Below are 26,484 nucleotides of genomic sequence, written 5' to 3'. Positions count from 1 at the left end.
TTTAGCGCTCCGGAGCCGCCGGCAGCGATCCTGTCTGCGGTTCCGCGTTCGCTCCCACACCGAAGAGCTTGCGCAGGAACCCCGGGGCCACGGCCGAGAGCGGATTGACCGTCAGGGACGGGGAACTCGCCTGACCGTTGAGCCGGAAATTGACGGCGAACAGCCCCTCGTACTGGCCGCCGCCCAGAAGCGGCCCGAAGAGCGGCACCTGGGCAAACACGTTGTTGAGCCCATAGGCCGGCACGAAGGTGCCGGCGATGTCGAGCCGGTCGCGGGCATAATCGATGAAGCCGCCCAGCGTGAACCCGATCTGATTGCCCCAAATGGCGGCATCCTTGAAATCGAGACGGCCGGCATTGCGGGTGAATTCAAGGCGTGCCTTGGTGAACTGCACCTCATTCACGTCCACGCGGACGGCCTGCGGATTGCCGGCCCGGTCCTGCCCGGCGATGATCTGGGTCTGGGTCGGGATGATGCGGCGCAGAGCCGGCTCGTTGACCAGGGCGAACGAGCGAAGGATGACGTGCCCGGCCTGCGGGCCGTCTCCCGTGGCGATTTGCAGGATGAGGTCGCCGCCCGACATCCGCCGGTAGACGTCGGTGAAGCGCAGAAGCGCGCCCGCATCCTCCGCCTGCAGGATCACCACCGGTCCGCCGGCATCCGGCAAAGTGCGCCCGATGATGTCGGTCGCTCCGAGGCGCCCCTTCAGGTCGAGCTGGCGCAGGTTGTCCTTGCGCACGGAGGCTTTGATCACCGCGTTGGTGATCGCCTCCTCGTTGTAGCCCGTCAGGATGTTGAGGTTCAGGTCGAGGTCGAAATCTTTGCCGTCCTTCTGCGCAGCTGCGTTCCGGCTGGGAGAGCCGGAAGCGGCGGAGCCCGTCGCACCGCCTTTCACGAAGGGCCGGGCATCGCCGACATTGCCGCGGATCATGACCTTGTAGACGTTGCTGGCGCGCTCGACCTGGGCGCGCATGTCGTCGCCGGGCGAGAGTTTGAAGGTCGAGAGCTCGGCCTTATCCAGGCTGCCCTCGCTCGAGAGCGTCGCATTGCCTTTCAGCTGCACCGAGCCGCTGTCGAGCTGCAGGTCCCGGATCTCGCTGGTCGGTCCTTCCACCAGGGTAAAGCTCAGCTTCCCAGGCCGACCCGCCGGCTTCACCCAGCCGGGGATCAGCTGATCCACGCCAGCCTTGGCGAGATCCGCCTCGACGACGATGTTCGACGGAGCCGATGCGCCGAGAGGAAGGCTGGCCTTGAGCCCGATCGTTCCGGTGAGCTGGGAGCCGAAGGAGAGCCCGCGCCTGCTGCGCGCGGCCTCGTCGAGGGAGAAAGCCACGCTCGCCTGCCCGCCATGCCTGTTCTTCTGCAGATCGATGGCGGCCGGGCTCCCGGCCAGCTTGCCATCGCCTTTGACCGCGAGGTCACCCCGATCGTAGGCGATCGTCAAATTTGCGCCTTCGAGCCGGTCCTTGCCGAAGAATTTGTCGACGCCGAAGTCATTGACCGTTCCGCTTACCTTCAGGGGCAGGTCGGTGAAGGCCGGGATGTTGTGGACCGCAAGGCCGATCCCGACGCGCAGATCCGCCTTTCCTTTCATGGTGGCAGGATCAATGTTGAAACCGGCGATTTCCTTGATGCTCGGCTCCAACAGCAGGGCGCCCAATCCGTCGGCTCCGCCGGTCAGGCGGAAGTCGATGCGCGCCGACGCTTTGTCGTCCCAGAAATTGTCCAGGATGAAAGCCCCGTCGGAGGCGTCCAGGGAATGATTGCCGGCCATCTGGACCAGCCCCGTCGGCGCGCGGACGGCAACCTTCCGGCCTGTCACGAGACCGGTCACGTTCAGGCCGGAGATCGGCGGGAGGCCGTCCGCCACCTGGAGAACGCCATCGGAAATGGCGAAGTTGATCTTCAAGGATTCATCCGGCGTCGGACCGCCCGTCACCGCCTTCTCGATATCGGCACCGGTCATCGCCACCTTGAGATCGATGGAGTCCAGCATGCCCGCTTTCAGGTTGGACACGAGAAACCGGCGAACCGGAGGAGCAACGGCCTCGGGCCAGATGCGAAGGGCGGAACGGATATTCGTCTTCTCCGCGCGCACATCCAGGTTCAGGCCCTTCGGATCCGCGGTGGCGCCGAGAAGACCGCTGATGCGAGCCGACAGCTCGGGCCCTTTCAGGGTGACGCTGTTGATCCGGACACCGTCCGGGCCGGACAGGTCGGCTGAGAACTCGCCGACCTGGAGCGGACGGTCGCCCGTTGTCGCACCGGACCATTGGATATCGCGACCGCTGAGCGACAGACGCCATGGCTTGTCTGCGACGGGGGTAGCGAGATGCCCTTGCAGTCGCAGCTTCGTGTCTCCCCCCTTCAGGTCGAGTTCCTGAAGGTCAAGCGTCTTCTCGGCCTCGCTCCATTGCGCCTGGATCGTCGCCCGCTCCACCGGAAAGGACGACGTATCCTTGTCTTCGATCTGGAATGTTCCGGCATTGCTCTCGAGCCGGGTCTTCAGCTCCGTGATGCGGCCCTCGGCATAGCCGATATCGAAACGTCCTGAGAATTCGAGATCCGTGTTCGCCGGCAGCTCAGAGGCTCCTGCGAGCAGGAGGATGTCCTTGATCGGAACTTCTTTGGCAACGACGCCGGCCCGATAGGCGCCGTTGCCCTCCACCACCGCATCGCCGTCGAGCTGCCACGGTCCCTGATCGCCCTCGACCGTCGCGGCGAACCGCCGTCCTCCGCTCTCCGTCCAGTCGAAGGCGGCGTTCACGCGCTGGAACTTCGCCCGTTCGCGACCGTCCGCATCGACGAAGACGAGTCGCGCATTGATCAGCTCGGCCTGTCCGAGCGTGCTGAGGACGCTTCCAGGACCGACGATGAGCTCGAGCAGCGAACCAACGACGCCTGAAACGGGAGACGGCCCATCGGCGTCGAGAGCCAGGGACGCGGCGGCCTCCCTGGACGGCTCGGGCACGACGGGCGGTGGCGACGCGCCCGCCTCGGTCTCCGCCTGCACGGGCGAAAAGGCGAGCGAACCGTCCCGGTTGATGAGAACCCGCAGTTGCAGGTCGCGCACCTCGATGGCCTTCGGCTGGAGGTTGGCGGTCAGGAGCGAGGTAAGATCGACGCTGAAGACCGCATAAGGTGCCCGCAAGACGAGATCGCCCCCCGGAGCCCGAATGTCGAGGCCGTTCGCCCGCAGGGCCGGCGATCCCTCATGGAGCTCGATGGCCGTATTCCGCAGCGTCACATTCCAGCCGGGCCCGATACGCGCTGCCAGGGCTTCCGCGACCCGCTCGGGCAGACGACCGAAGCTCATGGGAGCCGCGGAGAGACGCAAGTAAAGCAGGCCGAGTGCAGCGGCCACGAAGACGACAAGCCCAAGCTTCACATAGAGAGTGCCACGAAGAACGCGCTTGAAAAGGCTCCGTTTGACCGGGTCTCGCCGGGACAACATGGTACGAAATGGCAATTTCATTCTTGTGACGTCAGGCAATCCGGTTCTTGCGCTTGAGCGCGCATCAGGGAATCAGAAGAAGAGACCTTAACCGTCCCAGGTGCCTCCCGCGACCGTCCCCGCCAGTCGTGCACACCAGAGGTTTCCAAACAGTACATTCCGCCAAAAGGAAGGCGATTCATGTCTCTTATCATCGGAACCAAGGCTCCGGCCTTCTCCCTGCCTGCGACAGATGGTCGGAAGATCAGCCTCGACGACCTGAAAGGACGCAAGGTCGTGCTGTTTTTCTATCCCAAGGACAACACCAGCGGCTGCACGCTCGAGGCAAAGGACTTTCAGGCTTTCAAGAAGGATTTCGCCGCAGCCGACACGGAGATTGTCGGCGTGTCGCCGGATTCCCTGAAGAGCCATGACAGGTTCCGCGCCAAATACGGGCTCGACTTCCCCCTCGCCTCGGACGAGGCCAAGACCATGCTGGAGGCCTATGGCGTGTGGGCCCAGAAAAGCATGTACGGGCGCAAATACATGGGCGTGGAGCGCACCACGGTGCTGATCGACCGCGAGGGAAATATCGCTCGGATCTGGCCGAAGGTGAAGGTGAAGGGGCATGCGGAGGAGGTGCTGGAGGCCGCGAGAAGCTTGTGAGTGCTGCAGGTTGCAAAGCTTCAACATTACATTTATTGGAAATAAGTGTATCGTCCTATCGTGAGCCTCTTATGCCATCCCACAAAGCCATTCTGACGGGCTACAATTGGAACTCCGAGCCAACTTTGACGCCTCAGAGGACGCCGATCTTCCTCACATACTCATTTTCGCCAGCCTTCGGTGAAAAGCGGTTCAACACGGCAGACCAGAAGGTGGCTCGTTATGCACTCAAGCAGTGGGGCGACGCTTGTGGGATCCGATTCATCGAGACGAAGAGCGACGATGCAGAAATCAAGTTCGGTTGGTTCACCGGATATTACAACAGCACCACCGTTGCCTATGCAGAATTTCCGGAACTCTACACGGTCGATGATCTTGAGCTGGGCGAGGCCGTGGACCGCGATTACGGGGCCGGCAGAGTGCATTTCAACACTCAGTACAAGGACGACTTCAAGAACGCTTCATATAAAAAATACGTCATGCTGCACGAGATCGGCCACGCTCTCGGGCTCAAGCACCCGTTCCATACGTCGCCCTACAACAAGAAGAAGCTGAGCAAGGCGGACGATCACTCCAAAAACACCGTCATGAGCTACGACAATGGCGACAGCAAAGTCTATCCGACTAAATTGGGGCCGTTGGACAAGCTCGCCATCAAGGAGCTTTACGGGTCGTCCAAGTCTGACGGGAAACATGTCGCGGCATGGTCGTGGAATAAGCGGACCGAAACTCTGACCCAGATCGGCAAGGAAGGCGCGGACAGGATCCACGGAACAGGGGTACAGGACGTCATTCAGGGCCGTGGCGGAAACGACCGTCTCTTCGGCTTCGACGGCAACGATACCCTCAGCGGCGGCGTGGGGAATGACACCCTGTACGGCAGTTACGGCGAGGACATCTTCATCTTCGATGCGCCCCTCGATCCCCTGACGAATGTCGACAAGATCGTTGAACTTGAGGAGGATGATTCAATCTATCTGTCCTCGGCCATTTTCACGAAGTTGCCCGTAGGCCAGCTCAGTTGGAACCATTTTACTGAATATAATGCTCTCTTTGACGCCACCTATGATGAGGACGACTACATCGTCTACGACGATGACAGCAGCCTGCTCTATTACGATCCCGATGGGTCGGGCGCTGCAGCGAAGATCCTTTTTGCGAAGATCACGAGAGGTTGGTTCGATAAGCAGGAACTCCTGACCGCATCAGACTTCTACGTCATCTGATCGAACGCTGAATTTTCCAATTCAGCAACGGCGCCTCCTTGAGGGTCAGCCTCAACGTGGAATTCACGTTGGTTGCGATGCTCTCAGCATCGACGAACTCACGGGGCGAAAGGCGGTCCACTTTTTTGCTATCGAGCCAGAAGATCCAGCGAGCGCCCTTTCCGCTAAAACCTAGCAGAAACAACCGCTCGCCGGAGAGGCTGTCTTAATCGATATCCTCGACCTCCGCTTCGCCGCCATAGACGCGCTGGGCGAGCGAAGCTTCCATGAAGGGGTCGAGATCGCCGTCGAGCACGTCCTGCGGGCTCGTCGACTGGGCGCCGGTGCGCAGGTCCTTCACCATCTGGTAGGGCTGGAGCACGTAGGAGCGGATCTGGTGACCCCAGCCGATATCCGTCTTGGCAGCTGCTTCGGCGTTGGCCTTCTCCTCGCGCTTCTTCAGCTCGGCCTCGTAGAGGCGCGCACGCAGCATGTTCCAGGCGGTCGCTCGGTTCTTGTGCTGGGAGCGTTCCTGCTGGCAGGCCACCACGATGCCGCTCGGGATGTGCGTGATGCGCACCGCCGAGTCCGTGGTGTTCACGTGCTGGCCGCCCGCGCCCGAGGATCGGAACGTATCAATGCGGCAATCCGATTCCTTGATCTCGATGTTGATGCGGTCATCCACCACCGGATAGACCCACACCGACGCGAAGCTCGTATGGCGGCGGGCATTCGAGTCGTAGGGCGAAATGCGCACCAGCCGGTGCACGCCGGACTCGGTCTTGAGCCAGCCATAGGCGTTGAGGCCCTTGATCAGGAGTGTGGCGCTCTTGATGCCGGCCTCTTCGCCGTCGGTGATTTCCAGAAGCTCGACCTTGTACTTCCGGCGCTCGGCCCAGCGGGCATACATGCGCTGGAGCATGTTGGCCCAGTCCTGGCTTTCCGTGCCGCCGGCACCCGAATGCACTTCCACATAGGTGTCGTTGGCATCGGCCTCGCCCGACAGCAGGGTCTCGACCTGGCGGCGGGCCGCCTCCGCCTGAAGGTTGCGGATGGTCTCCTCGCCTTCCCGGATCGTCGCCTCGTCGCCCTCGGCCTCGCCGAGCTCGATCAACGTGATGGCGTCATCGAGTTCCTGCTCGAGGCGCTTCACGGCCGAGATCTGATCCTCGAGCGAGGTGCGCTCGCGCATGATCTTCTGCGCGGCCTCGGCATCGTTCCAGAGGTTGGGATCCTCGGCCTGAGCGTTCAGTTCCGCGAGGCGTCGCTGGGCAGTATCCCAGTCAAAGATGCCTCCTCAGCAGCCCGACTGACTGCTTGGTCTCTTCTACGAGATGTTGAATTTCGGCGCGCATCGTTTCTTTGCTGTCCGTATCTTTTGGTAGCGGCGTCTTAAGGGGAGCGCCGCCGGGTGTCAAAGGAGCCGCCCCTCAAGGCAACGGATTGTCGACGGCCGAGGAAACAGCCGAAGAACAATCCGTTTTCCGTGCGTGGAGGGCGACTTCCATATGGTGGATGGGAGCGATCAGTACAATCCGCTCGGACCCACGCCGACGGCCCGCTGAGGGGTTCCAGGAGGAGGAGCCGGCGCGTACTCGGCCTGCGGAACCTCCTCAGGCTCCGGCGGCACGTATTCCGGCGGCGCCTGGCCGGGCTTGAAGGCCTCAAGGATCGTGCCCCCGCCCTCGCCGCCCACGCGGGTTCCAGTCGCGGCGTTGACGCGGATCAGCTTGATGCCGGCCGGCACGCGGAATGGCGTCGCCGGCTTGTCCTTGAGGGCCAGCTGCATGAAGTCACGGAAGACAGGCGCCGCGTACTGGCCCGCCGTCGCCGCATTGCCGAGGGACTTCGGCTGGTCGTAGCCGAGGAACACGCCGACCGCGAGATCCGGCGAGAAGCCGACGAACCACACGTCCTTGGCGTCGTTGGTGGTGCCCGTCTTGCCGGCAAGGGGCTTGCCGACGGCCTTGACCGTCTGGGCCGTGCCGCGCTGGACCACGCCTTCGAGGATCGAGGTCATCTGATAGGCGGTCAACGGGTCGAGCACCTGCTCGCGGGTCTCGGTCAGCTTGGGCGCGGCGCCGCCGTCCCACTTCTCCGCATCGCAGGTCGTGCACTTGCGGTCGTCGTGGCGATAGATCGTGCGGCCGTTACGGTCCTGGATCTGGTCGATCAGGGTCGGCTTGATGCGGCGGCCGCCATTGACGAACATCGAATAGGCCGCGGTCATGCGCATGACCGTGGTCTCGCCGGCGCCGAGCGACATGGAGAGCAGCGGCAGCATGTCGTCGTAGACGCCGAAGCGGCGGGCATATTCCGAGATGGCCGGCATGCCGACCTCGTTGGCGAGACGCACCGTCATCAGGTTCTTGGAATGCTCGACGCCGTAGCGCAGGGTCCGCAGGCCACCGGACTTGCCGTCGTAGTTCGACGGCGCCCAGGCCGCCTGGCCGGGCCCCATGTCGAGCACGAAGGGAGAATCCATGATCTGGTTCGAGGGCGTGTAGCCATTGTCGAGAGCCGTCGCATAGACGATGGGCTTGAACGAGGAGCCCGGCTGACGCATGGCCTGGATCGCCCGGTTGAACTCGCTCTGGTCGTAGGAGAAGCCGCCCACCATGGCCAGGACGCGGCCCGTATTGGGATCCATGGCCACGATGGCGCCGGAGATCTCGGGAATCTGGCGCAGGCGGAACTGGCCGGGCTTGTCGGCCAGCGGCTCCACATAGACCACATCACCCACCGAAAGGGCACGCTCGACGGGCCGGCGGGTCCATTTCACGCCATCCGCCGTCACAATGCCTGTCTCGCGGTCCTTGACGATCTGACCTGAAGCCTCCCTCTTGGGCTGCAGGCCTACCTTGGCCTGCCCGCGGGCGACCTCCAGCACAACCCCGAGGCGCCAGGGCTGCACGTCGCCCATCGCCGGAACCTCCGCCAGGGCCAGCCCCCATTCCCGGCCGGCCAGGTCGATCTTCTGATAGGCCCCGCGCCATCCGCGCGCCTCGTCGAAGCGCACGAGCCCGTCGACCAGAGACTTGCGGGCCATAGCCTGCATCTTGGGATCGAGGGTCGAACGGATGAGCAGGCCACCCTCGTAGAGGGTCTCCTCCCCGTAGCGTTCGGCGATGTCCCGGCGCACGCCCTCGGCGAAATAGCCGGAGGCGATGCTGTTGGGGGAGACCACACGCGGCTTGACGTTGAGCGGCTCCTTCTGGGCCTCCGCAGCGGCCTCCTTCGAGATGTAGCCGTTGGTGGCCATTCGCTCGATCACCCAGTTCCGGCGCTCGATAGCGGCCTTGCGCTGGCGGAACGGATGGTAGTTGTTCGGCCCCTTGGGGAGCGCGGCGATATAGGCGGCCTCGGCAATGGTCAGCTCATGGATGGACTTGCCGAAATAGTCGAGCGCGGCGGCCGCGATGCCGTGCAGGTTGCGGCCAGGCGTCAGGGTGCCGAGGAAGATCTCGTTGAGGTAGAGCTCGAGGATCTTGTCCTTGGAAAAGGTCGATTCCATGCGAAGCGCGATCAGTCCCTCGCGGATCTTGCGCTCGTAGCTGCGCTCGTTGCCGACCAGGAAGTTCTTGGCCACCTGCTGGGTGATGGTGGAAGCACCCTGCTCCCTCGCCCCGCCGGAGCGGAGATTGACCACCACGGCGCGCACGAGTCCCTCGGGGTCGATGCCCACATGCCTGTAGAAGTTCTTGTCCTCGGCGGAGAGGAAAGCCCCGATTACCAGCTTGGGCACGGCCTGGATCGGCACGTAGAGCCGGCGCTCGCGGGCATATTCGGCGATCAGGCTGCCGTCGGACGCGTGGATGCGGGTCATGACCGGCGGCTCGTAATTGGCGAGCTGGGCGTGATCCGGCAGATCCTTCGAATAGAACCAGAATCCATAGGCCAGCCCCACAGCGCCGATCAGGAAGAAGATCGCTCCAACGCTGAAGAGAAAGCCGAAAAATCGTAGGACGAAGCGCATCCGAAGGTATCCATGACGGCGCCCATGGCGCCTGTTTATGCAGATCTTGAAACGCGCACCCTCGTTACCCGATGAATCGCGCCCCCGCTACGGGTATCCACACTCTATCTATGGTAAAACTGCGGCAGCGCCCCTGCGGGCGAACCGCGCGGCGAAAAAGCGGTCGACCGCAACGGCCATGGCTGAGACCATCTTGGCGCGCCATTCCTCGGACATCAACAGGTCGAGATCCTTCTGGCTCGAAAGATACCCAAGCTCGACCAGGACGGAAGGCACGTCGTGCGCCCGCAGCACCTGGAAACGGGCCTGCCGGTGAGGGTTCTTGTTGAGGCGGGCCACCGAGTCGAACTCGCCCACGAGACGGCTGGCGAAATTGTGGGAGAAGCCCCGCGTCTCCCTCAGGGTGAGCTCCATCAGGATGTCCGAGACGTCGTCCGGCATGTCGCCCGATTCGACGCCGGCCACTGCATCAGCCTTGTTTTCGCGGTCGGCGAGGCGGGCGGAATCCGCGTCCGAGGCCCGCTCCGATCCGGTATAGACCGTCAGCCCCCTCACCTCCTGGCCGCCCGAGATCGAGTCCGCATGGACGGAAATGAAGAGATCGGCCTGTGCCATCCGCGCGGCGCGCACCCGGTCGCCGAGGGAGACGAACACGTCCTGGTCGCGGGTCATCACGATTTTGTAGCGGCCGCCTTCCTCAAGTTTCTTCTTCAGCCGTTGAGCGAAGGAGAGAACGAGATCTTTTTCCACCATGTTGCCCGAGGATGCATTCGCCCCTGGGTCGATGCCGCCGTGGCCGGGATCGATGACGATGACCGGCCGGGCATCCTTGGTTTCCTGCACGACCGGCTGCCCCGAGGCTTCCTTCGCGGCGGCCGAGCTGTCGAGAGCCACCTTGCGGAACTCCTCGCGCTCAGTCCTGGAGAGCTCGATGGTTAGGATCGTCGCAGCGCCCGTGGCGTCGGGCGCGGTGGTCATTCCAGAGACCACTGCCGGCTGCGTCAGTTCCATCACCACTCGGGAGCGTCCCGGAGCAAAGAGACCGTAGCGGTAGGAAGCGATCAGGCCTTCCTTGCTGCGTCCGGCCTCCTGGGGGAGGTGGAAAGCGACCTCCGGCAGGTCGATGATGACCCGGTCCGGGCGCTCCATCAGGGAGACCTGGGCGGTCACCGCCTTCGACAGGGTCACCTTGAACCGGGTCTTCGCTCCGTCCGATTCGACCGCAACGGCAGCCGCGATGACGGGCGAACCGGTCTTCGCGCCCTCTCCGGCCGCCTGGGCGTGACCGGCCCACGCAGCCGCGAAGACCGCCATGAGGCACGCACTGATGAGGCGGATGAATGGAAAATGGGGCATCGGCAATCGCTGGGGGCTCTAGCGTCCTTCCTATACTGATAGACGGCGTTTGGTTAACGGAACCTCACGTCGCACGGCCGTTTACTGAGATACTGTTGCATTCATGGCACAGTCACGCGGGATCTTGCCAAATGCCCCTGTCGCTCTGTAATGATCTTGATCCCGTCCGGCATGGCCGAATCTGACGGCGGATCCAGAGGAGACGGTTGTGTTGACCGATCCTCCAGGAGACCCGTCACCCTCGACAGGCTTACGGACAGGACCAATGGTGACGCTCGTCGCCGCTCGCCGATGGCCGGCATCCGGCCCATCGATATCTACGAAAGGGCCGTGTTGAATGGTTGCGCACGCGAAGTCAGTACTGACCTTCGTTTCTGCACCGTTCGAATCGCGCGTTTCATCCCGCGCACGCCCAGAATCCACCCTTTCCGGCCAAGAGCCGGCCCAATTCAACCCAGAATGCGCCCGCACGCGGCGCACGATGGCGATCGACAGCACTCCGAACGCAATATCAGCCCGCCGCCTTTACCTGCGGCGTGCCCACCCGCCCACAATGCGGCCCCTGCCTCAGGTCCTGCCCTCGATCGCCATGTCGAGAGTTCAACATGGCAAACAAGATGCTCATCGATGCCTCACACCCGGAAGAAACACGGGTCGTGGTGGTACGTGGTCAGAAGGTCGAAGAATTCGACTTCGAATCCGCTAACCGGAAGCAATTGCGCGGGAATATCTATCTCGCCAAGGTCACCCGGGTCGAACCGTCGCTCCAGGCGGCCTTCGTGGAATACGGCGGAAACCGCCACGGGTTCCTCGCGTTCAGCGAAATCCATCCTGATTATTATCAGATTCCCGTGGCCGACCGTCAGGCTCTGCTCGAGGCCGAAGCGGAAGCTCAGGCCGAAGAGGAGCGCGAGGAGGAGCGCCGCAGCCGCGGTCGCCGCCGCCGCCCCTCGCAACGGCGGGCCCAGAACGACGAGACCGTGGTCTCGACCGAAGTGGAGGCCGGCATCGAGGACAGCCTAGAGGCCGCCACCGAGAGCGAAGCACCGTACGATGCAGCCGAAGGTGCCGAGACCGCCGGCGAGGCTGCTGCCTCGGAAGCACCGGATAGCCCGGAAGCCTCGGTCGAGACCGCGAGCGCAAGTGCCACCGAGGGCGCCGGGGAGGAGGCTCTCGAGGCCATCGAGGGATCGGCCCATATCGAGGCTCCACAGGGCGAAGAGACCGTGTCGGAGGACGAGGCCCGCTCGACGGAGGACGACACGGAATCTGAGGACGAGTCCGAAGACGAGGACGAGGACGACGATCAGGATCTGGAAGAGCACGAGATCGTCGAGCAGCTCGGCGGCGACGACGCCATCGAGGATCTTCCTCAGCGCCGGCGCGCGCCGCGCAAGCAGTACAAGATCCAGGAAGTCATCAAGCGCCGCCAGATTCTTCTGGTCCAGGTCGTCAAGGAAGAGCGCGGCAACAAGGGCGCGGCGCTGACCACCTACCTGTCGCTCGCCGGCCGCTATTCGGTGCTCATGCCCAACACGGGCCGGGGCGGCGGCATCTCGCGCAAGATCACCAATGCGGCCGACCGCAAGCGCCTGAAGGAAATCGCCCAGGAGCTGGAGGTGCCCGAGGGAATGGGCATCATCCTGCGCACGGCCGGCGCCTCGCGCACCAAGCCCGAGATCAAGCGCGACTACGAATACTTGATGCGCCTGTGGGAGAGCGTGCGCGAACTGACCCTCAAGTCGGCGGCCCCTGCCCTGGTCTACGAGGAAGGCTCCCTCATCAAGCGCGCCATCCGCGACCTCTACAACAAGGACATCGACGACGTTCTCGTCGCCGGCGAGGAAGGCTATCGCGAGGCCAAGGACTTCATGCGGATGCTCATGCCGAGCCATTCGAAGCTGGTCCAGCCCTACCGGGAGCCGCAGCCTCTCTTCGCCAAATTCGGCGTCGAGGCCCAGCTCGACGCCATGTTCTCGAACGTGGTGACCCTGAAATCGGGCGGCTATCTCGTCATCAACCCGACGGAAGCCCTCGTCTCCATCGACGTGAACTCCGGCCGTTCGACCCGCGAGCACAACATCGAGGACACGGCGCTGCGCACCAACCTCGAAGCGGCCGAGGAGATCGCGCGGCAGCTCCGCCTGCGCGATCTCGCCGGCCTCGTGGTCATCGACTTCATCGACATGGAGGAGAAGCGGAACAACCGCGCCGTCGAGAAGAAGCTCAACGAGTGCCTGAAGAACGACCGCGCCCGCATCCAGGTGGGCCGCATCTCGCCCTTCGGCCTCTTGGAGATGTCGCGCCAGCGCATCCGCACCGGCGTTCTGGAATCCTCCTCGATCCCCTGCCCGCACTGCGCCGGCACCGGCTTCGTGCGCTCGACCCCGTCGGTCGCCCTGCAGGTGCTGCGCTCGATCGAGGAAACCCTCATCAAGAACGCCAGCTACAACCTGGTCGTCCGCACCCGGATGGAGGCGGCGTTCTACATCCTGAACCAGAAGCGCATTCACCTGCGCGACCTGGAGACCCGCTTCGGCGTCGCGGTGTCCATCGTGGCCGACGACAGCCTCCACGGCACGACCACCTATGCCATCGAGCGCGGCGAGCCTGCCCTCAAGCTGGAGCACAAGTCGGCCGCGACCGGCATCCAAATCGATGCCATCGCCATCGACGAGCCCGAGGAGGACGTCGAGGTCGAGGCGGAAGAGGAGACCGTCGAGGAGACTCAGGGCGCCGAGGAGCGCAGCGAGGAAGGTGAAGGCGGCGGACGCCGTCGCCGGCGTCGTCGGCGCCGGCGCGGTCGCGACCGGGAGGCCTTCGCGGGCGAAGCTCAGGCCGAGGAAGGTGCCGAGGCCGGTGAGGCCGAAGGCGAATCCGACGAGGAAGACGCCGAGGTCGAAGCCTCCGCAGGTGAAGCGGCTCCGGTCGAAGCAGGCGAGTCGGACGACGATTCTCGTGGCGGGCGCCGCCGCCGTCGCGGCCGCCGCGGCGGCCGCGGTCGAGGCCGGGACGAGACGGTGGAGTTCGCCATGGAAGAGGGCTTCGTGGCATCCGATGAAATCCAGCCCGTACCGTCTGCCGAGGACGCCGCCCCGGCTGAGGTCGGCGCAGAGGCCAGTGCCGAGACGCCGGAGCCTCAGCCTGCGGCCACCGAGAGCGAGCCGATCGTCACCCTGCCCCACCCCATGGCCGAGGCCCCCGTGCCTCCGCCCGCGCCCGTGGTTCCCGAGCCGGAGCCGGTCGCCGTCGTCCTGACCCCACCCGATCCCGAGCGCCCGAAGCGCGCCGGCTGGTGGTCGAAAGCCAAGTCGGTCCTCAGCGGATCGTAACCGAACGTCGGTTTAAGATCGAAATGGCCGGGCCCGTCCCGGCCATTTTGCTTGGCGAGGCGCCTTGCTTGACCCACTTCCCAAGATATTGTTAGAAACAATGTTTCAAAAATGGGGGGATAAGCTATGGCCTTTGCATCAGGCGACGTGAACTTTACCATCGCGGCCAACACCGGCAATCTGACGAAGCAGGCGGACGGCTCGTATCTCGCCGTCTGGGCGTCGGGGGCGACGATCTTCGGTCAGGCCTTCAATGCGGACGGATTTCATAAAGGCGGCCAGTTCACCGTCAGGACCCTGCCGAACACGGTCGATCCCTTCGCCGACATCAGCACCACGCTCCTGTCGAATGGCGACATCATCGTCACCTGGGTCGAAAGCGGGTCGGTCAAGGCGCAGCGCCTGGGGGGCGATCTTCAGCCCATCGGGACAATCAAGGATCTCGGGTCCATCGACGTCCTGAACCAGCGCGAACCTCAAATCTATGACATTGGTGGCGGGAACTACAAAGTTCTCTACCACGGTTTGGACCGCAACGCAGATCCGAACGATCCTGATGAAATCGTCGCAATAGCAACAGTTAGCAACGAAACTGTCTCTGTTAATCCTCTGGCTGGCGGAGACGACGAGCATCATGCCTTCGCAATCCTGACGGATGGCACGTTCCTCATTTTCTATAACAATGGTGGCAGCATCCAGCTTGAGGACTGGACGCATTCCCCATCCATTGCCAAGGATGTCGTCCTGGTAGACCCGCCAGCATCTTCCGGCCATGCCGCATCGGCCCTGGCGGACGGGAAGTTCGTTCTGACCTGGCAGGATCGTGTGACCGTCGGCGGCGATGCCGTCATCAAGGCCCAGATCTTCGATGGAAACCGCGATTCGGTCGGCGCGGCCGTGAGCTTCACGCCGCCGTCCGGAACCCTTGAATCGATGAACATCACGCGGTTGTCGGATGGAGGCTTCGCCCTTCTCCTCACGATGGACAACGGAACCGACAAGGACGTCTACGTCGCCACCTGCTCGGCCACCGGAACCGTCCTGATCCCGCCGTCCCTCCTCGGGACGAGTGCGGGCGGCAATCAGACCGATCCGGAAATCGTCGCCCTCGCAGGCGGCTCCTTCGTGGTGAGTTGGATGAATGGGGCGAACGGCACGCTCATGACAGAGGTGTTCGGAGCCTCCTCTTCGAACAACACACCACCCGCGAACGTCCGTCTCACGACCGGCGGTACCATCGCGTCCATTGAGGAAAACAAAGCCGGTGGGACTATCGTGGCAACCGTCACGGCCGATGACAACGGCGGCGCGGCAGGCCTGCGCTATGCCCTGACCGACAACACGTTCGAGATCGATGCCGTCACGGGTCAGATCAGGGTCAAGGCCGGCGCCGTCCTCGATTATGAGCGCGCGAGCACCCACACCCTCTCGGTGACCGTGACGGACAAGAACGGCTCCGGCCTCTCCGCCAGCCAGACGATCACCGTCAAGGTGAGCGACCTTCTGGAGGGCCAGCAGGGCACGAGCGGAAAGAACGTCCTGACAGGCGGCATCGGGGCCGACAAGCTGAACGGCGGGTCGGGTAATGACACGCTGATGGGCGGAGACGGGGCCGACATCTTCGTGTTCAACACCGCGCTGGGTAAAGGCACCACGCCGAAGAACCAGAACAAGAAGGTCAACTTCGACACGATCACCGACTTCACGCCCGGCCAGGACAAGATCTGGCTCGACAACAAGATCTTCACCAAGCTCGGGAAAGCCGGCTCGGAGGCCGCTCCTGCCGGCCTGAACAAGAAGTTCTTCAAAATGACCAAGGCAACGGATGCCAACGACTACATCGTCTACAAGAACGGGATCGTCTCTTATGACGCCGACGGCTCCGGCACCCGGTACAAGCCTGTCGAGATCATCAAGATCGCCAACAAGGCCAAGCTGAGCGCAGCCGACTTCCTCGTGGTGTGATCAAAAGTTGCTGAGCAGACCGCGTCAGCACAGACATCCCTCGACGTCATGGCCGGGCGCGTCCCGGCCATCCCGATCCGGTGAGGCGCAGCGCTTTTCATAATCGCGATCACCGGGACGAGGCCGGTGATGACGTGGCGGGCGTTACCTCAGCCACCCCTTCAGCCGCGCCACCGTCTCGCGGCAATCGGTCTCCGATCCGGCGAAGGAGAAGCGCAGGTAGTGCGCGCCTTCGATGGGGTCGAAATCGAGGCCTGGGGTCGCGGCCACCCCTGCCTCCTCCAGCATGCGCCGGGAGAAGCCGATGGAATCGTTCGTGAAGCGTGCGATGTCGGCATAGATGTAGAAGGCCCCGTCGACCGGGTGCATCTCGGTGATGCCGATCTTGGGCAGTTCCTCCAGGAGATAGGCGCGGTTGCAGGCATAGCCGGCCTTCACCGCCTCCAGTTCCTCGGCCGCGTCGAAGGCCGCGAGCGCCGCCACCTGCGAGAGATAGGGCGGCGAGATGTAGAGGTTCTGGGCCAGCCGCTCGATGGGCCGCACGAGACGGTCCGGCACCACGATCCAGCCGATGCGCCAGCCGGTCATGCAGTAATATTTCGAGAAGGAGTTGATCACGACCGCATCGTCGTCGGAGGCCAGCGCCGTGGACGCGGCCTCGCCATAGGTAAGCCCGTGATAGATCTCGTCGGAGACGAACCACAAGCCCAGGCGGCGGCATGTCTCGCCCAAATCGGCCAGCGCCTTGCGGCCGATCATGGTACCGGAGGGATTGGCCGGGCTCATGGCAAGAATGCCGTGCAGGGGCTTCTCCGCGTGGGCTTTTTCGATCGCCTGGGCGGTCATGATCCAGCCGTCCGCCTTGGCGAGCGGGATCGTCACCGGCTCGATGCCGAGGGCCTCCAGGATGTTGCGATAGGCCGGATAGCCCGGTGCCGTGATCGCCACCCGTTGGCCCGCATCGAACAAGCTTAGGAAGGCCAGCACGAACCCGGCCGAGGAGCCGGTGGTCACGACCACCCGCTCGGGCGCGATGCTGACGCGGTAGGCATCGCGGTAATGCCGGGCGATCCGCTCCCGCAGGGCGGAGAGGCCCAACGCCTCCGTGTAGCCGATCCGGCCGAGATCGAGAGCCGCCTTGGCCGCCTCCCGGGCCGCCCGGGGTGCGGGCGCGGAGGGCTGGCCGACCTCCATGTGAATGACGCTGTCGCCCCGCCGCTCCTTGGCGGCGGCCGCGCTCAGCACGTCCATGGCCAGGAAGGAGGCGACCCGGTCCATGCGGCGGGCGATGAGGGGCGAATGGAGATCGGCGGACGATTTGGTCATGAAATGGCTCGTAACCCGTTGCCAAGACGGTCTCAAGACGGTTCTTCCGGAACGGACGCCACTGCCTTCCCGGTCATCACCGGCCTTGTCCCGGCCATGATGCGTAAGCGTCACCCACCCACCTCAACAAACCCGTGATTTGACGCCGCACTCCTCAAGCCGCTAACTCGCACCAGAACACGCGAGTCTCAACTCCGCCGCGAACACTCGTTAAAGGGCGGACTCGCCTCAGGATTTCCGTAAAGGACCGCATATGCGCTTTTCGCTTCTCACCCTCGGCCGGACCGCAGCCCTGCTCGGCGCTCTGGCGATCGCTCCCGCCGCCGTGGCGCAGGGCACGGTCTTCAACGAGCAGCAGAAGCAGGCCATCGGCGCGATCGTGAAGGACTACCTGCTGAAGAACCCGGAGGTGCTGACCGAGGTGATCGCCGAACTCGAGAAGCGCCAGGCGGAAGCGCAGCAGGTCGCTCAGGCCGGCGCCGTGAAAGAGACGAAGCAGTCGCTCCTGAACGCCTCCCATTCCTACGTGGTCGGCAACCCCGCGGGCGACATCACGCTGGTGGAGTTCTTCGACTACAATTGCGGCTACTGCAAGAAAGCGCTGGCCGATGTGCAGACGCTGATGAAGAGCGATCCGAAGCTGCGCGTCGTCCTGAAGGACTTCCCGGTTCTCGGTCCGGATTCCGTCGAGGCGAGCCGCGTGGCGCTGGCGGTCAAGAACCAGCTCCAGGGCCCGAAGCTCTTCGACTACCACGTGAAGGTCATGGACACCCGCGGCCGCGTGAACGGCGAGCGCGCCATGGCGGTGGCCAAGGAGATGGGGGTCGATATGGCTCGCCTGCAGAAGGACGTGGAAAGCCCCGAGATCCGCAGCGCGCTCCAGGAGAACATGGCGCTGGGCGACAAGCTCAGCCTCACCGGGACCCCCGCCTTCGTCGTCGGCGAGACCGTGATCCCAGGCGCCGTCGGCCTGGACCCCCTGAAGCAGCTCGTGGACAATGTCCGCCAATGCGGCAAGGCGAGCTGCGGCTAGGCCATATTCGAGGTGATCATCGGCCTTGTTCCGGTGATCCCGGTGGCAGAAGCATCGCGTTTCACGGGATCGGGATGGCCGGGACGGGCCCGGCCACGCCGTCAAGAAACCCGTCCCTGCCTATCGTTCAGCCCCAAACCGCCCGCCCTCCCCTTAGGGAACCAACGCCTAGCTTGGGAAAGCCTTGGTTTTCCCCTTCCCCCCTGCCCGCCTTTTGGCTAATAGGGCCTTTCGGCTCCGCCTCGCGGGGCACCAGGAACGCTCCTTTCGCGATGACCACCGTCTTCGTCCTCAACGGACCCAACCTCAATCTGCTCGGCCGCAGAGAGCCCCAAGTCTATGGCAGCACGACGCTGCAGGACATCGAAAAGCTCGTGCGCGAGAAGGCCGAGGCCCTGGGAACGGCGGTCACGTTCCGCCAGTCGAACCACGAGGGACATCTGGTCGACTGGATCCAGGAAGCGGGCGCTCAGGGAGCCGGCATCGTCATCAATGCCGGCGCCTACACCCACACCTCGATCGCACTGCGCGATGCCATCTCCGGCAGCGGCGCTCCGACGGTCGAGATCCACATATCGAATGTTCATGCTCGCGAGGGCTTTCGCCATCGCTCGCTCATTGCGCCCGTCTCCGTCGGCGTGATCTGTGGTTTCGGGCCCTTGAGCTATGTGCTCGGCCTGGAAGCGGTTCACCAGGTGATGGCCGAGCGTGCGCGGCAAGCGAAACCCTCCCAGCATTGATTCCTCAGGAAGTAGAGGTAAGCCCCATGGCCAAGGAAAACCCTTTCGATCCCGATCTCGTCCGTGAGCTGGCGAACCTGATCGCCGACACGGATCTCAGCGAGATCGAAGTGGAGAAGGGCGATCTTCGCATCCGCGTCGCGCGCATGGTCACGGCCGCCGTCACCGTTCCCGTGGCAGCCCCGGCCGCCCTGGCCCCTGCCCCGGTCGTTGCCCCGCCGCCGGCCAGCGCCTCGGCCGAAGGTGCCGCAAAGCCCGGCACTCCCCACCCGGGCACCGTGCTCTCGCCGATGGTTGGCACCGCCTACCGCAAGCCTTCGCCCGAGGCGAAGGCCTTCGTCGAGGTCGGCTCCAAGGTCCAGGCCGGCGACAAAGTCCTGCTCGTCGAGGCCATGAAGACCTTCAACGAGATCGTGGCGCCCCGCGCCGGCACCGTGACCGCCATCTATGTCGAAGACGGAACTCCTGTTGAATACGGTGAACCCCTCCTCGTCATCGAGTAAGGCGCGACATGTTCGATAAGATCCTCATTGCCAATCGCGGCGAGATCGCCCTGCGAATCCTGCGCGCCGCGAAGGAGCTCGGCATCGCCACCGTGGCGGTGCATTCCACCGCCGACGCGGATGCCATGCATGTGCGGCTCGCCGACGAGAGCGTCTGCATCGGCCCGCCGGCCGCCCGGGACAGCTATCTCAACATCCCGGCCCTGATCGCCGCCTGTGAGATCACCGGCGCGGACGCCATCCATCCCGGCTACGGCTTCCTGTCCGAGAACGCACGCTTCGCGGAGGTGCTGGAGCACCATCGCATCGCCTTCATCGGCCCGAAGGCGGAGCACATCCGCATCATGGGCGACAAGATCGAGGCCAAGCGCACCGCCAAGCGCCTCGGGATTCCCTGCGTGCCCGGCTCCGAGGGCGGCATCAACGACGAGATCGAGGCCAAGAAGGTCGCCAAGGACATCGGCTATCCGGTGATCATCAAGGCCGCCGCCGGCGGCGGTGGCCGCGGCATGAAGGTGGCGCGCAACGAGGACGACCTCCTTCACGCTTTCCAGACCGCCCGGACGGAGGCCAAGGCTGCCTTCGGCGACGACGCGGTCTATATCGAGAAATATCTTGAGAAGCCGCGCCACATCGAGATCCAGGTTCTCGGCGACGGCAAGGGCAATGCCATCCACCTCGGTGAACGCGACTGCTCGCTCCAGCGTCGCCACCAGAAGGTGTGGGAGGAAGGTCCCTCGCCAGCGCTGAACCTCGAGATGCGCGAGCGCATCGGCGGCATCGTGGCCAAGGCCATGCAGGACCTGCAATATGCCGGCGCCGGCACCATCGAGTTCCTCTACGAGGACGGCGAGTTCTACTTCATCGAGATGAACACCCGCATTCAGGTGGAGCACCCGGTTACCGAGATGATCACCGGCATCGACCTGGTGAACGAGCAGATTCGCGTGGCGGCCGGCCATCCGCTCTCGGTGAAGCAGGAGGACATCAGGATCGAGGGCCATGCCATCGAGTGCCGCGTGAATGCCGAGCATCCCTCGACCTTCCGCCCCTCGCCGGGCACGATCAGCTACTTCCATCCGCCGGGCGGTCTTGGCGTTCGCGTCGACTCGGCAGCCTACCAGGGCTACCGCATCCCGCCGCACTATGACTCCCTCGTGGGCAAGCTCATCGTCCACGGCCGCACCCGCAACGAGTGCCTCATGCGCCTGCGCCGGGCTCTCGACGAGTTCGTGGTCGACGGCATCGACACCACCCTGCCGCTCTTCCGCACCCTCGTGCGCAACCCGGAAATCCAGAACGGCCAGTACGATATCCACTGGCTCGAGAATTTCCTCAAGACGGGTGGCTTGAGCGAAACCGAATAAGCTTGTTATGAAATATCAAAACCTCTATTCTGACCTCGTCGGAATAGAGGGCCCCGTATCAGGAAGCGAGGCCATGGAAGACCATGCCTCGCTTTCTTCATGTCGGCTGCGGCCATAAGCGCAAGCATCAGACCGTCAGGGCCTTCGACGAAGTCGCGTGGGACGAGGTGACGCTCGATATCGACGAGAGCGTTCGCCCGGACATCGTGGACAAGCTGCCCGAACTCACCCAGGTTCCCTCCGACAGTTTCGATGCAGTCTATTCCGCCCACAACATCGAGCATCTGTATCCTCACGACGTTCCGCTGGCGCTGGAAGCAATGAGGCGCGTTCTAAAGCCGGACGGGTTCGTGATCCTGACCTGCCCGGACCTTCAAACGCTCGGCGAACGGTTGTCTGCAGGAGACATCGAGACCCCGCTCTACACGAGCAACAGTGGCCCGATCTCGCCCATCGACATGCTGTACGGCTTCAGGCCTTCGATGCAGCACGGCAACCTCTATATGGCTCACCATACGGGCTTCACGCTCAAATCTCTCGCGGCTGCCTGTACTGCGGCTGGCTTCGCCCAGTTCGTCGGGCTTCGCCGCCCGAAACGATACGATCTGTGGGGTCTTGCGACGAAGTCTCAGCGATCGGACGAGGAGATCCGGGAACTCGGCAAAATCTACTTGCAGCCGATCTGACTTCGCGTTTTCGCCATCCTATTTTATGAAGGATGGCCCGAACGTCGGATATGTGAGTGAATGACCCGGTCTCCCGACCATGCGATAGAGATAACCCCCGACATCCTGCTGAAGGCCTATGCGGCTGGAATCTTTCCCATGGCGGAGGATGCGGACGATCCGTCGCTGTTCTGGGTCGAGCCGCGCGAGCGGGGTATCATTCCCCTCGACCATTTTCACGTCTCCAAGCGCCTGGCCCGCACGGTGCGCTCGGATCTGTTCGAGATCCGGATCGACCGGGATTTCGACGGCGTGGTGGCCGGCTGCGCGGCGCCGGGCGTGGACCGGGAGAAGACCTGGATCAGCCGGCGCATCCGTGAACTCTACGGCGAGCTCTTCGATGCCGGCTATTGCCACACGGTGGAGGTCTACCGGGACGGTCGCCTCGTCGGGGGGCTCTACGGCGTGCGTCTCAACGGCGCTTTCTTCGGCGAAAGCATGTTCCACACGGAACGGGACGCCTCGAAGGTCGCCCTCGTTCATCTGGTGGCGCGCCTTCGGCGAGGCGGATTCTCGCTCCTGGACACGCAGTTCGTGACCTCTCATCTGGCGCAGTTCGGCGCCGTCGAGGTTCCCCGGCGCACCTACAAGCAGATGCTGCGCAACGCCATGGAGCATGCGGCCGATTGGGAGGCTTGGCCCCTGGACAAGGCGGTCAGCGGCGAGGAAGCCCTCGCGGCCGTCACCGGCTGAAGTCAGCGATCCGTATTGATGATCGGCGCGGCCGGCTGGCGTCGGGCGGGCTGCCGCTGCTGAGGTTCCGGCTGACGCAGCGGGGCCGTCTGGACGGCCGGCGGGCGCGGTGCCGTGGTGCCGGTGGGCGCAATGATGTCGCCCGGCCGCCCCGTCTCGCCCGGAGCGCGGGCCGCGTCCTGGATCGGCGGCAGCTCCTCGGGCGTCTCCTTGGGTTCGGCGATAACCTCGGTGCCGCCTTTGCAGTCGACGAGCCAGATGTCGTAGACCGGATGCTCCAGTCCATGCAGGCCGGGGCTGGCGGCAAAGAGCCAGCCCGAGAAGACCCGCTTGGTCTTGCCGTCCGTGCCAGGTTCGTCCACCTCGATGAAGGAGGTGGTGTTCGGCGTTTCCGTCGGCGGCTTGGTGAAGCAGACCCGCGGCGTCATCTGCAGGGCGCCGAACTGGACGGTTTCGTCGATACCGACCTCGAACGACACGATGCGCCCGGTGATCTTGTCGAGCCCCGAGAAGACGGCCGTCGGATTCTTGATCCGATCCGCCTGAGCCGCACTGAAGCTGCCGATTAGCGAGGCGAGCACGAAAGCCGCCCGCGTCCATCCGAATGTCATCATATGATCCAAGCCAAGTCCGATTTGGCGGTTCCTGTCCGGCCGGTCCGGCCGCACCCTTGTCCTGGCAACGCGATAACACGCGAACCATGATCGAAAAAGGGCAAGCCGGGAAAGAAGCGTCAGGAGATCCACGCGAATAACGGGGTCCCCTCACGACAACGTCAGAGACGATTCTGAACCCCAGATGCGTATGCCGGTTAACCGGGTTCGATGAACGATGGAAGGCTGGACATGGACCAGGGCAACGGCAATTCGATTTCACGGCGCGGCGTCATGGGTGGGGCGGCGGCCGGCCTCGCGTCGGCGGCAGCAGGCTCGGCAGGTGCCCAAACCGCCGGCTCCCCCTCGGGCGGCGCAGCGGCCAAGGACGACCCCACCACGAAATACCCGAAGCCGCCGTTCCGCTCGCAATCGCAGCCATGGCCGGGCCTCGCCGGCCAGATGGACCCGCGGCCTGATCACGGCGAGACGAGCTACAAGGGATCTGGCCGGCTGCAGGGTCGAAAGGCGCTGATCACCGGGGGTGATTCCGGCATGGGCCGGGCTGCGGCCATTGCGTTCGCCCGGGAGGGCGCCGATGTGGCCATCAGCTACCACCCGGACGAGGAGCCCGATGCCACGGAGGTGATCGACCTGATCAAGAAGGAGGGTCGGATCGCCGTGGCCCTTCCCGGCGACATCCGCGACGAGGCGCTCTGCAGCCGCATCGTGGCGAATGCGGTACGCCAGCTCGGCGGGCTCGACATTCTCGTCAACAACGCCGCCCGTCAGCAGCAGCGCCAATCGCTGCTCGACATCACGTCCGAGGATTTCGACGCGACGCTCAAGACCAACATCTACGCCATGTTCTGGCTGACGAAGGCGGCCCTGCCGCACCTGACGCCCGGATCGGCGATCATCCAGACCACCTCCGAGCAGGCCTACGATCCGTCGGCGAACCTCGTCGACTACGCCATGACCAAGGCGGCGATGATGAACTTCACCAAATCCCTGGCGAAACAGCTCGGCCCGAAAGGCATTCGGGTCAACGGCGTCGCTCCCGGACCGATCTGGACGCCCCTCCAGGTCAGCGGCGGCGCGACCCAGGAGAAGCTTCAACAGTTCGGCGGCGACACGCCCCTGGGCCGACCGGGCCAACCCGTCGAACTGGCCTCGATCTACGTTCAGCTCGCTGCGGCCGATGCCAGCTACGCGACCGGACAGGTCTACGGCGCAGCCGGAGGCGGCGGCCAACCTTAGCCGCAGGAGCCTCTGCGGCCGAGCCTATCATGGCTGCCTGGCTACGGCTAAGCTCTCCACTTCACCGTGGATGGGACCGAAGACGCCATGCATGAACCCCACCGGCCGGGCGATGTCGAGCGCGAGCGGCTCGGCTTCCTGTCGCAGGAGGAGACGATCGCCCTCGCGGGTCGCGGCGTCATTCTGCCTGCGCCGTTCTCCGTCATGATCTCACGCGAGGCGGAGTTCGAACCCGACGTGATCCTCTGGCCCAACACCATCGTCCAGGCGATCGACGGAGGCCACATCAGCATCGGCCGGGGAACGCAGCTGTTTCCGGGAACCCGGATCGTTGCGGAAGGCGGATCGGTCGTCGTCGGCGCCCGAGCAGAGATCGGCGAAGAAGGCGGTTTCACCCTCAAGGCCGGTGCCGGCGAGACCATCGAGATCGGGGATGGCGCCCGCCTGCTCGGCGGAGGATCGCTCGCGCTGTCGAACCGGATCGGCCGGGGCGCTCAGATCCTCGGGCCCATCCGCTGCCAGAACTGCCTCTTGGGCGATGGCGGGACCTATCGCGATGCCGAGCCGGACGAGCGCGGCGGGGTCTTGAAGGGTTCAGGAATCGCTCGTGGCATTGACGTGCCGCAGGGTCATGTCATCCAGGCCTTCGGGCTCTTCTCCGAGGGTGTCCTGCGGCGCCAGTCTTACTTTCATCCGAAGGGCTGAAGCCCCGCTCAGGACCAGTCCTGCTCCAGGGGGTTGGGCGCCGGCTCCGTCATCGGTTCGCCCTCCCGCGTGCGCCGCTCGAAATGGGCGACCGAGCAGGCATGGGAGCACAAGAGCCCGCGATCCGACCAATAGGATGGGCCGTTCTCGGAGCGGCCAGCATGATAGCTGAACTCGGGGTGGCCATAGGCAAGGCCGCACTCGATGCAGGCGCGAGCTTGAGTTCGTTTCAGCATAGCGCTTGCTGCCGAAAGGGTTCCCGGCGCCTCACTCTCCCGGCGTCCACGGCACGTAATCGCCGGTCGCGGCCGGACGCTGCCCGACCGAGAGGCTGGAGCCCTGCGGACGATAGGCCTGGGCCGTGCCGGTCAAGTTGGGCACGTAGGGCTTCTCCCAGGGATGCGGCGTGTAGCCCTCCTCGCTCGGAGGCACGTCTCCGTTGTGGCACAGCCAGGCGCGCCAGCCGGGCGGCACCTTCGAGGCGTCGGCATAGCCGTTATAGACGACCCAGCGGCGCTCGGCGCCCACATTCGAGTCGATAGCCTGGGCTTGAGTATAGCGGTAGTAGCGGTTGCCGAACTCGTCCTCGCCCACGAACTGCCCCTTGCGCCAGGTGAAGAAGCGCGTGCCGAGGGTCTGTCCGTTCCACCAGGTGAAGAACTGGGTGAAAAACTCTTTCATGCTGCTGCCGCCGGAGGGGTTCGTGAAGTTGCGCGGAATATGGCGACAGCGCACCGGGAAGTCCAGGGCAAAGATGCCCTGGCTGGCGCTTGGCACGCTCCGTACGGAGGCCTTTGGAATACGTTGCTTTTCGGCGGGAGGCCAGGGTCCTCCACGCGACCGAAGGCAGGTTCCGGTTCATGAGAAAGGCGCGGCGTTTGCCGCGCCTTGTCTGTTTGTCGTAGGCCGCGGTGGTGCGGCTGCGCCTTACCGGCTCGTGCCGGGGCGGCCGGTCACACCACCAGGAAGTCCGAGGCGCTCAGGCTCAGGCCCGCCGTCACGGCGGCAAACTTCACCATCGCCTGCCCGCCCGAGCCGTCCGCGTCCCAGAACAGCTCGCCCGTGCTCTTGTTGTACACCAGGCGCTGCTGCGCCGTCGTGGCGACTGAGCCCAGCGTGAACGCCGACGCCGCCAGGCCACCGGGAGCGAGTCCCGTGAAGATCGTGCCCGAGAGCTGGATCTTGTCGGTGCCGACCTCGAAGTCGGCAATCCGGTCGGCGTTCGCCGCACCCAGCGCCGCATCGAACGCGAACACGTCCGCGTCCCATCCGCCCGTGAGCACGTCCTGGCCCGTCCCGCCCGAGAGCGTGTCGGTGCCGGTGCCGCCGTACACCGCGTCGTCGCCGTCCTCACCGTGGACCACATCGTTGCCGGCCTCGCCCACCACGTGGTCGTTGCTCGCGCCGGCATAGAGCCAGTCGTCGCCGTCCTCGCCCAGGACCACGTCGTTGCCGTCCTCGCCCAGGATGAAGTCGCCCCCGGCTCCGCCGAAGAGCCAGTCGTGGCCGGCCCCACCGAAGAGGTAATCGTCGCCCTCGTCACCCAGCAGCGTGTCGTCGCCGGCACCGCCGTCGAGCTGATCGAAGCCGTCGCCGCCCTGGAGCC

Annotated in this window: 21 protein-coding genes; 12 read left to right on the top strand and 9 right to left on the bottom strand. The window is 64.4% G+C overall.

Going from position 1 to position 26,484, the window contains the following annotated elements:
• Position 1 precedes the first annotated feature (1 nt).
• Positions 2-3,475 (bottom strand): YhdP family protein, encoded by a 3,474-nt coding sequence (locus tag VB672_RS11890; protein WP_329784408.1) that lies wholly within the window; start codon positions 3,473-3,475, stop codon positions 2-4.
• A 159-nt stretch (positions 3,476-3,634) separates the two neighbouring features.
• Between VB672_RS11890 and VB672_RS11885 the strand changes: the two genes are divergently transcribed.
• Positions 3,635-4,099, top strand: a complete 465-nt coding sequence (locus VB672_RS11885) for a peroxiredoxin (RefSeq protein WP_329784407.1) — start codon at positions 3,635-3,637, stop codon at positions 4,097-4,099.
• Between the two features lie 71 nt (positions 4,100-4,170).
• Positions 4,171-5,325: a matrixin family metalloprotease gene (locus VB672_RS11880; RefSeq protein WP_329784406.1), complete on the top strand. Its 1,155-nt coding sequence runs from the start codon at positions 4,171-4,173 to the stop codon at positions 5,323-5,325.
• Positions 5,326-5,530: 205 nt separating this feature from the next.
• Here VB672_RS11880 and prfB read toward each other — a convergent pair.
• The 3 genes from prfB to VB672_RS11865 form a co-directional block, all read right to left on the bottom strand.
• A protein-coding gene (gene prfB, locus VB672_RS11875) for a peptide chain release factor 2 (protein WP_329784405.1) occupies positions 5,531-6,659 on the bottom strand; the annotation gives its coding sequence in 2 pieces (ribosomal slippage) (positions 5,531-6,589 and positions 6,591-6,659; 1,128 coding nt in all).
• A 170-nt stretch (positions 6,660-6,829) separates the two neighbouring features.
• Positions 6,830-9,280: a penicillin-binding protein 1A gene (locus VB672_RS11870; RefSeq protein ID WP_329784404.1), complete on the bottom strand. Its 2,451-nt coding sequence runs from the start codon at positions 9,278-9,280 to the stop codon at positions 6,830-6,832.
• A 108-nt stretch (positions 9,281-9,388) separates the two neighbouring features.
• Positions 9,389-10,636 (bottom strand): N-acetylmuramoyl-L-alanine amidase, encoded by a 1,248-nt coding sequence (locus tag VB672_RS11865; protein WP_329784403.1) that lies wholly within the window; start codon positions 10,634-10,636, stop codon positions 9,389-9,391.
• A gap of 605 nt (positions 10,637-11,241) precedes the next feature.
• Here VB672_RS11865 and VB672_RS11860 point away from each other — a divergent pair.
• A complete protein-coding gene (locus VB672_RS11860; protein ID WP_329784402.1) occupies positions 11,242-13,968 on the top strand; it encodes an Rne/Rng family ribonuclease in 2,727 nt (908 codons plus the stop codon).
• Positions 13,969-14,094: 126 nt separating this feature from the next.
• A complete protein-coding gene (locus VB672_RS11855; RefSeq protein ID WP_329784401.1) occupies positions 14,095-15,933 on the top strand; it encodes a cadherin domain-containing protein in 1,839 nt (612 codons plus the stop codon).
• A gap of 144 nt (positions 15,934-16,077) precedes the next feature.
• On the opposite strand, the gene VB672_RS11850 is transcribed toward VB672_RS11855, so the two are convergent.
• Positions 16,078-17,259, bottom strand: a complete 1,182-nt coding sequence (locus VB672_RS11850) for a pyridoxal phosphate-dependent aminotransferase (RefSeq protein WP_329784400.1) — start codon at positions 17,257-17,259, stop codon at positions 16,078-16,080.
• Positions 17,260-17,512: 253 nt separating this feature from the next.
• Here VB672_RS11850 and VB672_RS11845 point away from each other — a divergent pair, with 253 nt between their 5' ends.
• The 6 genes from VB672_RS11845 (at position 17,513) to aat (ending at position 22,320) form a co-directional block, all read left to right on the top strand.
• On the top strand, positions 17,513-18,292 hold the full coding sequence (locus tag VB672_RS11845) for a DsbA family protein (RefSeq protein WP_329784399.1): 780 nt from the start codon (positions 17,513-17,515) through the stop codon (positions 18,290-18,292).
• Positions 18,293-18,564: 272 nt separating this feature from the next.
• Complete coding sequence (gene aroQ, locus VB672_RS11840) at positions 18,565-19,032, top strand: type II 3-dehydroquinate dehydratase (protein ID WP_329784398.1); 468 nt, start codon at positions 18,565-18,567, stop codon at positions 19,030-19,032.
• 26 nt (positions 19,033-19,058) lie between these two features.
• Positions 19,059-19,535 (top strand): acetyl-CoA carboxylase biotin carboxyl carrier protein, encoded by a 477-nt coding sequence (accB, locus tag VB672_RS11835; protein WP_329784397.1) that lies wholly within the window; start codon positions 19,059-19,061, stop codon positions 19,533-19,535.
• Between the two features lie 8 nt (positions 19,536-19,543).
• A complete protein-coding gene (gene accC, locus VB672_RS11830; protein ID WP_329784396.1) occupies positions 19,544-20,902 on the top strand; it encodes an acetyl-CoA carboxylase biotin carboxylase subunit in 1,359 nt (452 codons plus the stop codon).
• An 83-nt stretch (positions 20,903-20,985) separates the two neighbouring features.
• On the top strand, positions 20,986-21,588 hold the full coding sequence (locus tag VB672_RS11825; RefSeq protein WP_329784395.1) for a class I SAM-dependent methyltransferase: 603 nt from the start codon (positions 20,986-20,988) through the stop codon (positions 21,586-21,588).
• Between the two features lie 60 nt (positions 21,589-21,648).
• A complete protein-coding gene (gene aat / locus VB672_RS11820; RefSeq protein ID WP_329784394.1) occupies positions 21,649-22,320 on the top strand; it encodes a leucyl/phenylalanyl-tRNA--protein transferase in 672 nt (223 codons plus the stop codon).
• A gap of 2 nt (positions 22,321-22,322) precedes the next feature.
• Here the strand turns inward: aat and VB672_RS11815 are convergent, their stop codons facing one another.
• Positions 22,323-22,931, bottom strand: a complete 609-nt coding sequence (locus tag VB672_RS11815) for a DUF2155 domain-containing protein (protein WP_329784393.1) — start codon at positions 22,929-22,931, stop codon at positions 22,323-22,325.
• A gap of 234 nt (positions 22,932-23,165) precedes the next feature.
• Between VB672_RS11815 and VB672_RS11810 the strand changes: the two genes are divergently transcribed.
• Both VB672_RS11810 and VB672_RS11805 read left to right on the top strand, forming a co-directional pair.
• Positions 23,166-24,173 (top strand): SDR family oxidoreductase, encoded by a 1,008-nt coding sequence (locus tag VB672_RS11810; RefSeq protein ID WP_329784392.1) that lies wholly within the window; start codon positions 23,166-23,168, stop codon positions 24,171-24,173.
• An 87-nt stretch (positions 24,174-24,260) separates the two neighbouring features.
• Positions 24,261-24,878: a hypothetical protein gene (locus VB672_RS11805; protein WP_329784391.1), complete on the top strand. Its 618-nt coding sequence runs from the start codon at positions 24,261-24,263 to the stop codon at positions 24,876-24,878.
• Between the two features lie 8 nt (positions 24,879-24,886).
• On the opposite strand, the gene VB672_RS11800 is transcribed toward VB672_RS11805, so the two are convergent.
• The 3 genes from VB672_RS11800 to VB672_RS11790 form a co-directional block, all read right to left on the bottom strand.
• A complete protein-coding gene (locus tag VB672_RS11800) occupies positions 24,887-25,114 on the bottom strand; it encodes a hypothetical protein (RefSeq protein ID WP_329784390.1) in 228 nt (75 codons plus the stop codon).
• 31 nt (positions 25,115-25,145) lie between these two features.
• A complete protein-coding gene (locus VB672_RS11795; protein WP_329784630.1) occupies positions 25,146-25,559 on the bottom strand; it encodes an NADH:ubiquinone oxidoreductase subunit NDUFA12 in 414 nt (137 codons plus the stop codon).
• A 272-nt stretch (positions 25,560-25,831) separates the two neighbouring features.
• Positions 25,832-26,484: calcium-binding protein (locus VB672_RS11790; RefSeq protein ID WP_329784389.1), on the bottom strand; the 653-nt coding region annotated here is incomplete at its 5' end.

Origin of the sequence: Microvirga sp. CF3016 (assembly GCF_036314085.1) — a bacterium.
In the GTDB taxonomy this organism is placed as follows: Bacteria; Pseudomonadota; Alphaproteobacteria; order Rhizobiales; family Beijerinckiaceae; genus Microvirga.
Note: the sequence above shows the minus strand (reverse complement) of the source record. Positions and strands in the feature narration are given on the sequence as shown.

Excerpts from the sequence above, each read along its gene's own strand:
- VB672_RS11815 (WP_329784393.1), bottom strand. The coding sequence starts at position 22,931 with ATGACATTCGGATGGACGCGGGCGGCTTTCGTGCTCGCCTCGCTAATC.
- VB672_RS11805 (WP_329784391.1), top strand. The coding sequence starts at position 24,261 with ATGCATGAACCCCACCGGCCGGGCGATGTCGAGCGCGAGCGGCTCGGC.
- VB672_RS11795 (WP_329784630.1), bottom strand. The coding sequence starts at position 25,559 with ATGAAAGAGTTTTTCACCCAGTTCTTCACCTGGTGGAACGGACAGACC.
- accB (WP_329784397.1), top strand. The coding sequence starts at position 19,059 with ATGGCCAAGGAAAACCCTTTCGATCCCGATCTCGTCCGTGAGCTGGCG.
- accC (WP_329784396.1), top strand. The coding sequence starts at position 19,544 with ATGTTCGATAAGATCCTCATTGCCAATCGCGGCGAGATCGCCCTGCGA.
- VB672_RS11880 (WP_329784406.1), top strand. The coding sequence starts at position 4,171 with ATGCCATCCCACAAAGCCATTCTGACGGGCTACAATTGGAACTCCGAG.
- VB672_RS11885 (WP_329784407.1), top strand. The coding sequence starts at position 3,635 with ATGTCTCTTATCATCGGAACCAAGGCTCCGGCCTTCTCCCTGCCTGCG.
- VB672_RS11825 (WP_329784395.1), top strand. The coding sequence starts at position 20,986 with ATGCCTCGCTTTCTTCATGTCGGCTGCGGCCATAAGCGCAAGCATCAG.
- VB672_RS11810 (WP_329784392.1), top strand. The coding sequence starts at position 23,166 with ATGGACCAGGGCAACGGCAATTCGATTTCACGGCGCGGCGTCATGGGT.
- VB672_RS11860 (WP_329784402.1), top strand. The coding sequence starts at position 11,242 with ATGGCAAACAAGATGCTCATCGATGCCTCACACCCGGAAGAAACACGG.
- VB672_RS11890 (WP_329784408.1), bottom strand. The coding sequence starts at position 3,475 with ATGAAATTGCCATTTCGTACCATGTTGTCCCGGCGAGACCCGGTCAAA.
- aroQ (WP_329784398.1), top strand. The coding sequence starts at position 18,565 with ATGACCACCGTCTTCGTCCTCAACGGACCCAACCTCAATCTGCTCGGC.
- VB672_RS11865 (WP_329784403.1), bottom strand. The coding sequence starts at position 10,636 with ATGCCCCATTTTCCATTCATCCGCCTCATCAGTGCGTGCCTCATGGCG.
- VB672_RS11870 (WP_329784404.1), bottom strand. The coding sequence starts at position 9,280 with ATGCGCTTCGTCCTACGATTTTTCGGCTTTCTCTTCAGCGTTGGAGCG.
- VB672_RS11850 (WP_329784400.1), bottom strand. The coding sequence starts at position 17,259 with ATGACCAAATCGTCCGCCGATCTCCATTCGCCCCTCATCGCCCGCCGC.
- VB672_RS11800 (WP_329784390.1), bottom strand. The coding sequence starts at position 25,114 with ATGCTGAAACGAACTCAAGCTCGCGCCTGCATCGAGTGCGGCCTTGCC.
- VB672_RS11845 (WP_329784399.1), top strand. The coding sequence starts at position 17,513 with ATGCGCTTTTCGCTTCTCACCCTCGGCCGGACCGCAGCCCTGCTCGGC.
- VB672_RS11855 (WP_329784401.1), top strand. The coding sequence starts at position 14,095 with ATGGCCTTTGCATCAGGCGACGTGAACTTTACCATCGCGGCCAACACC.
- aat (WP_329784394.1), top strand. The coding sequence starts at position 21,649 with ATGACCCGGTCTCCCGACCATGCGATAGAGATAACCCCCGACATCCTG.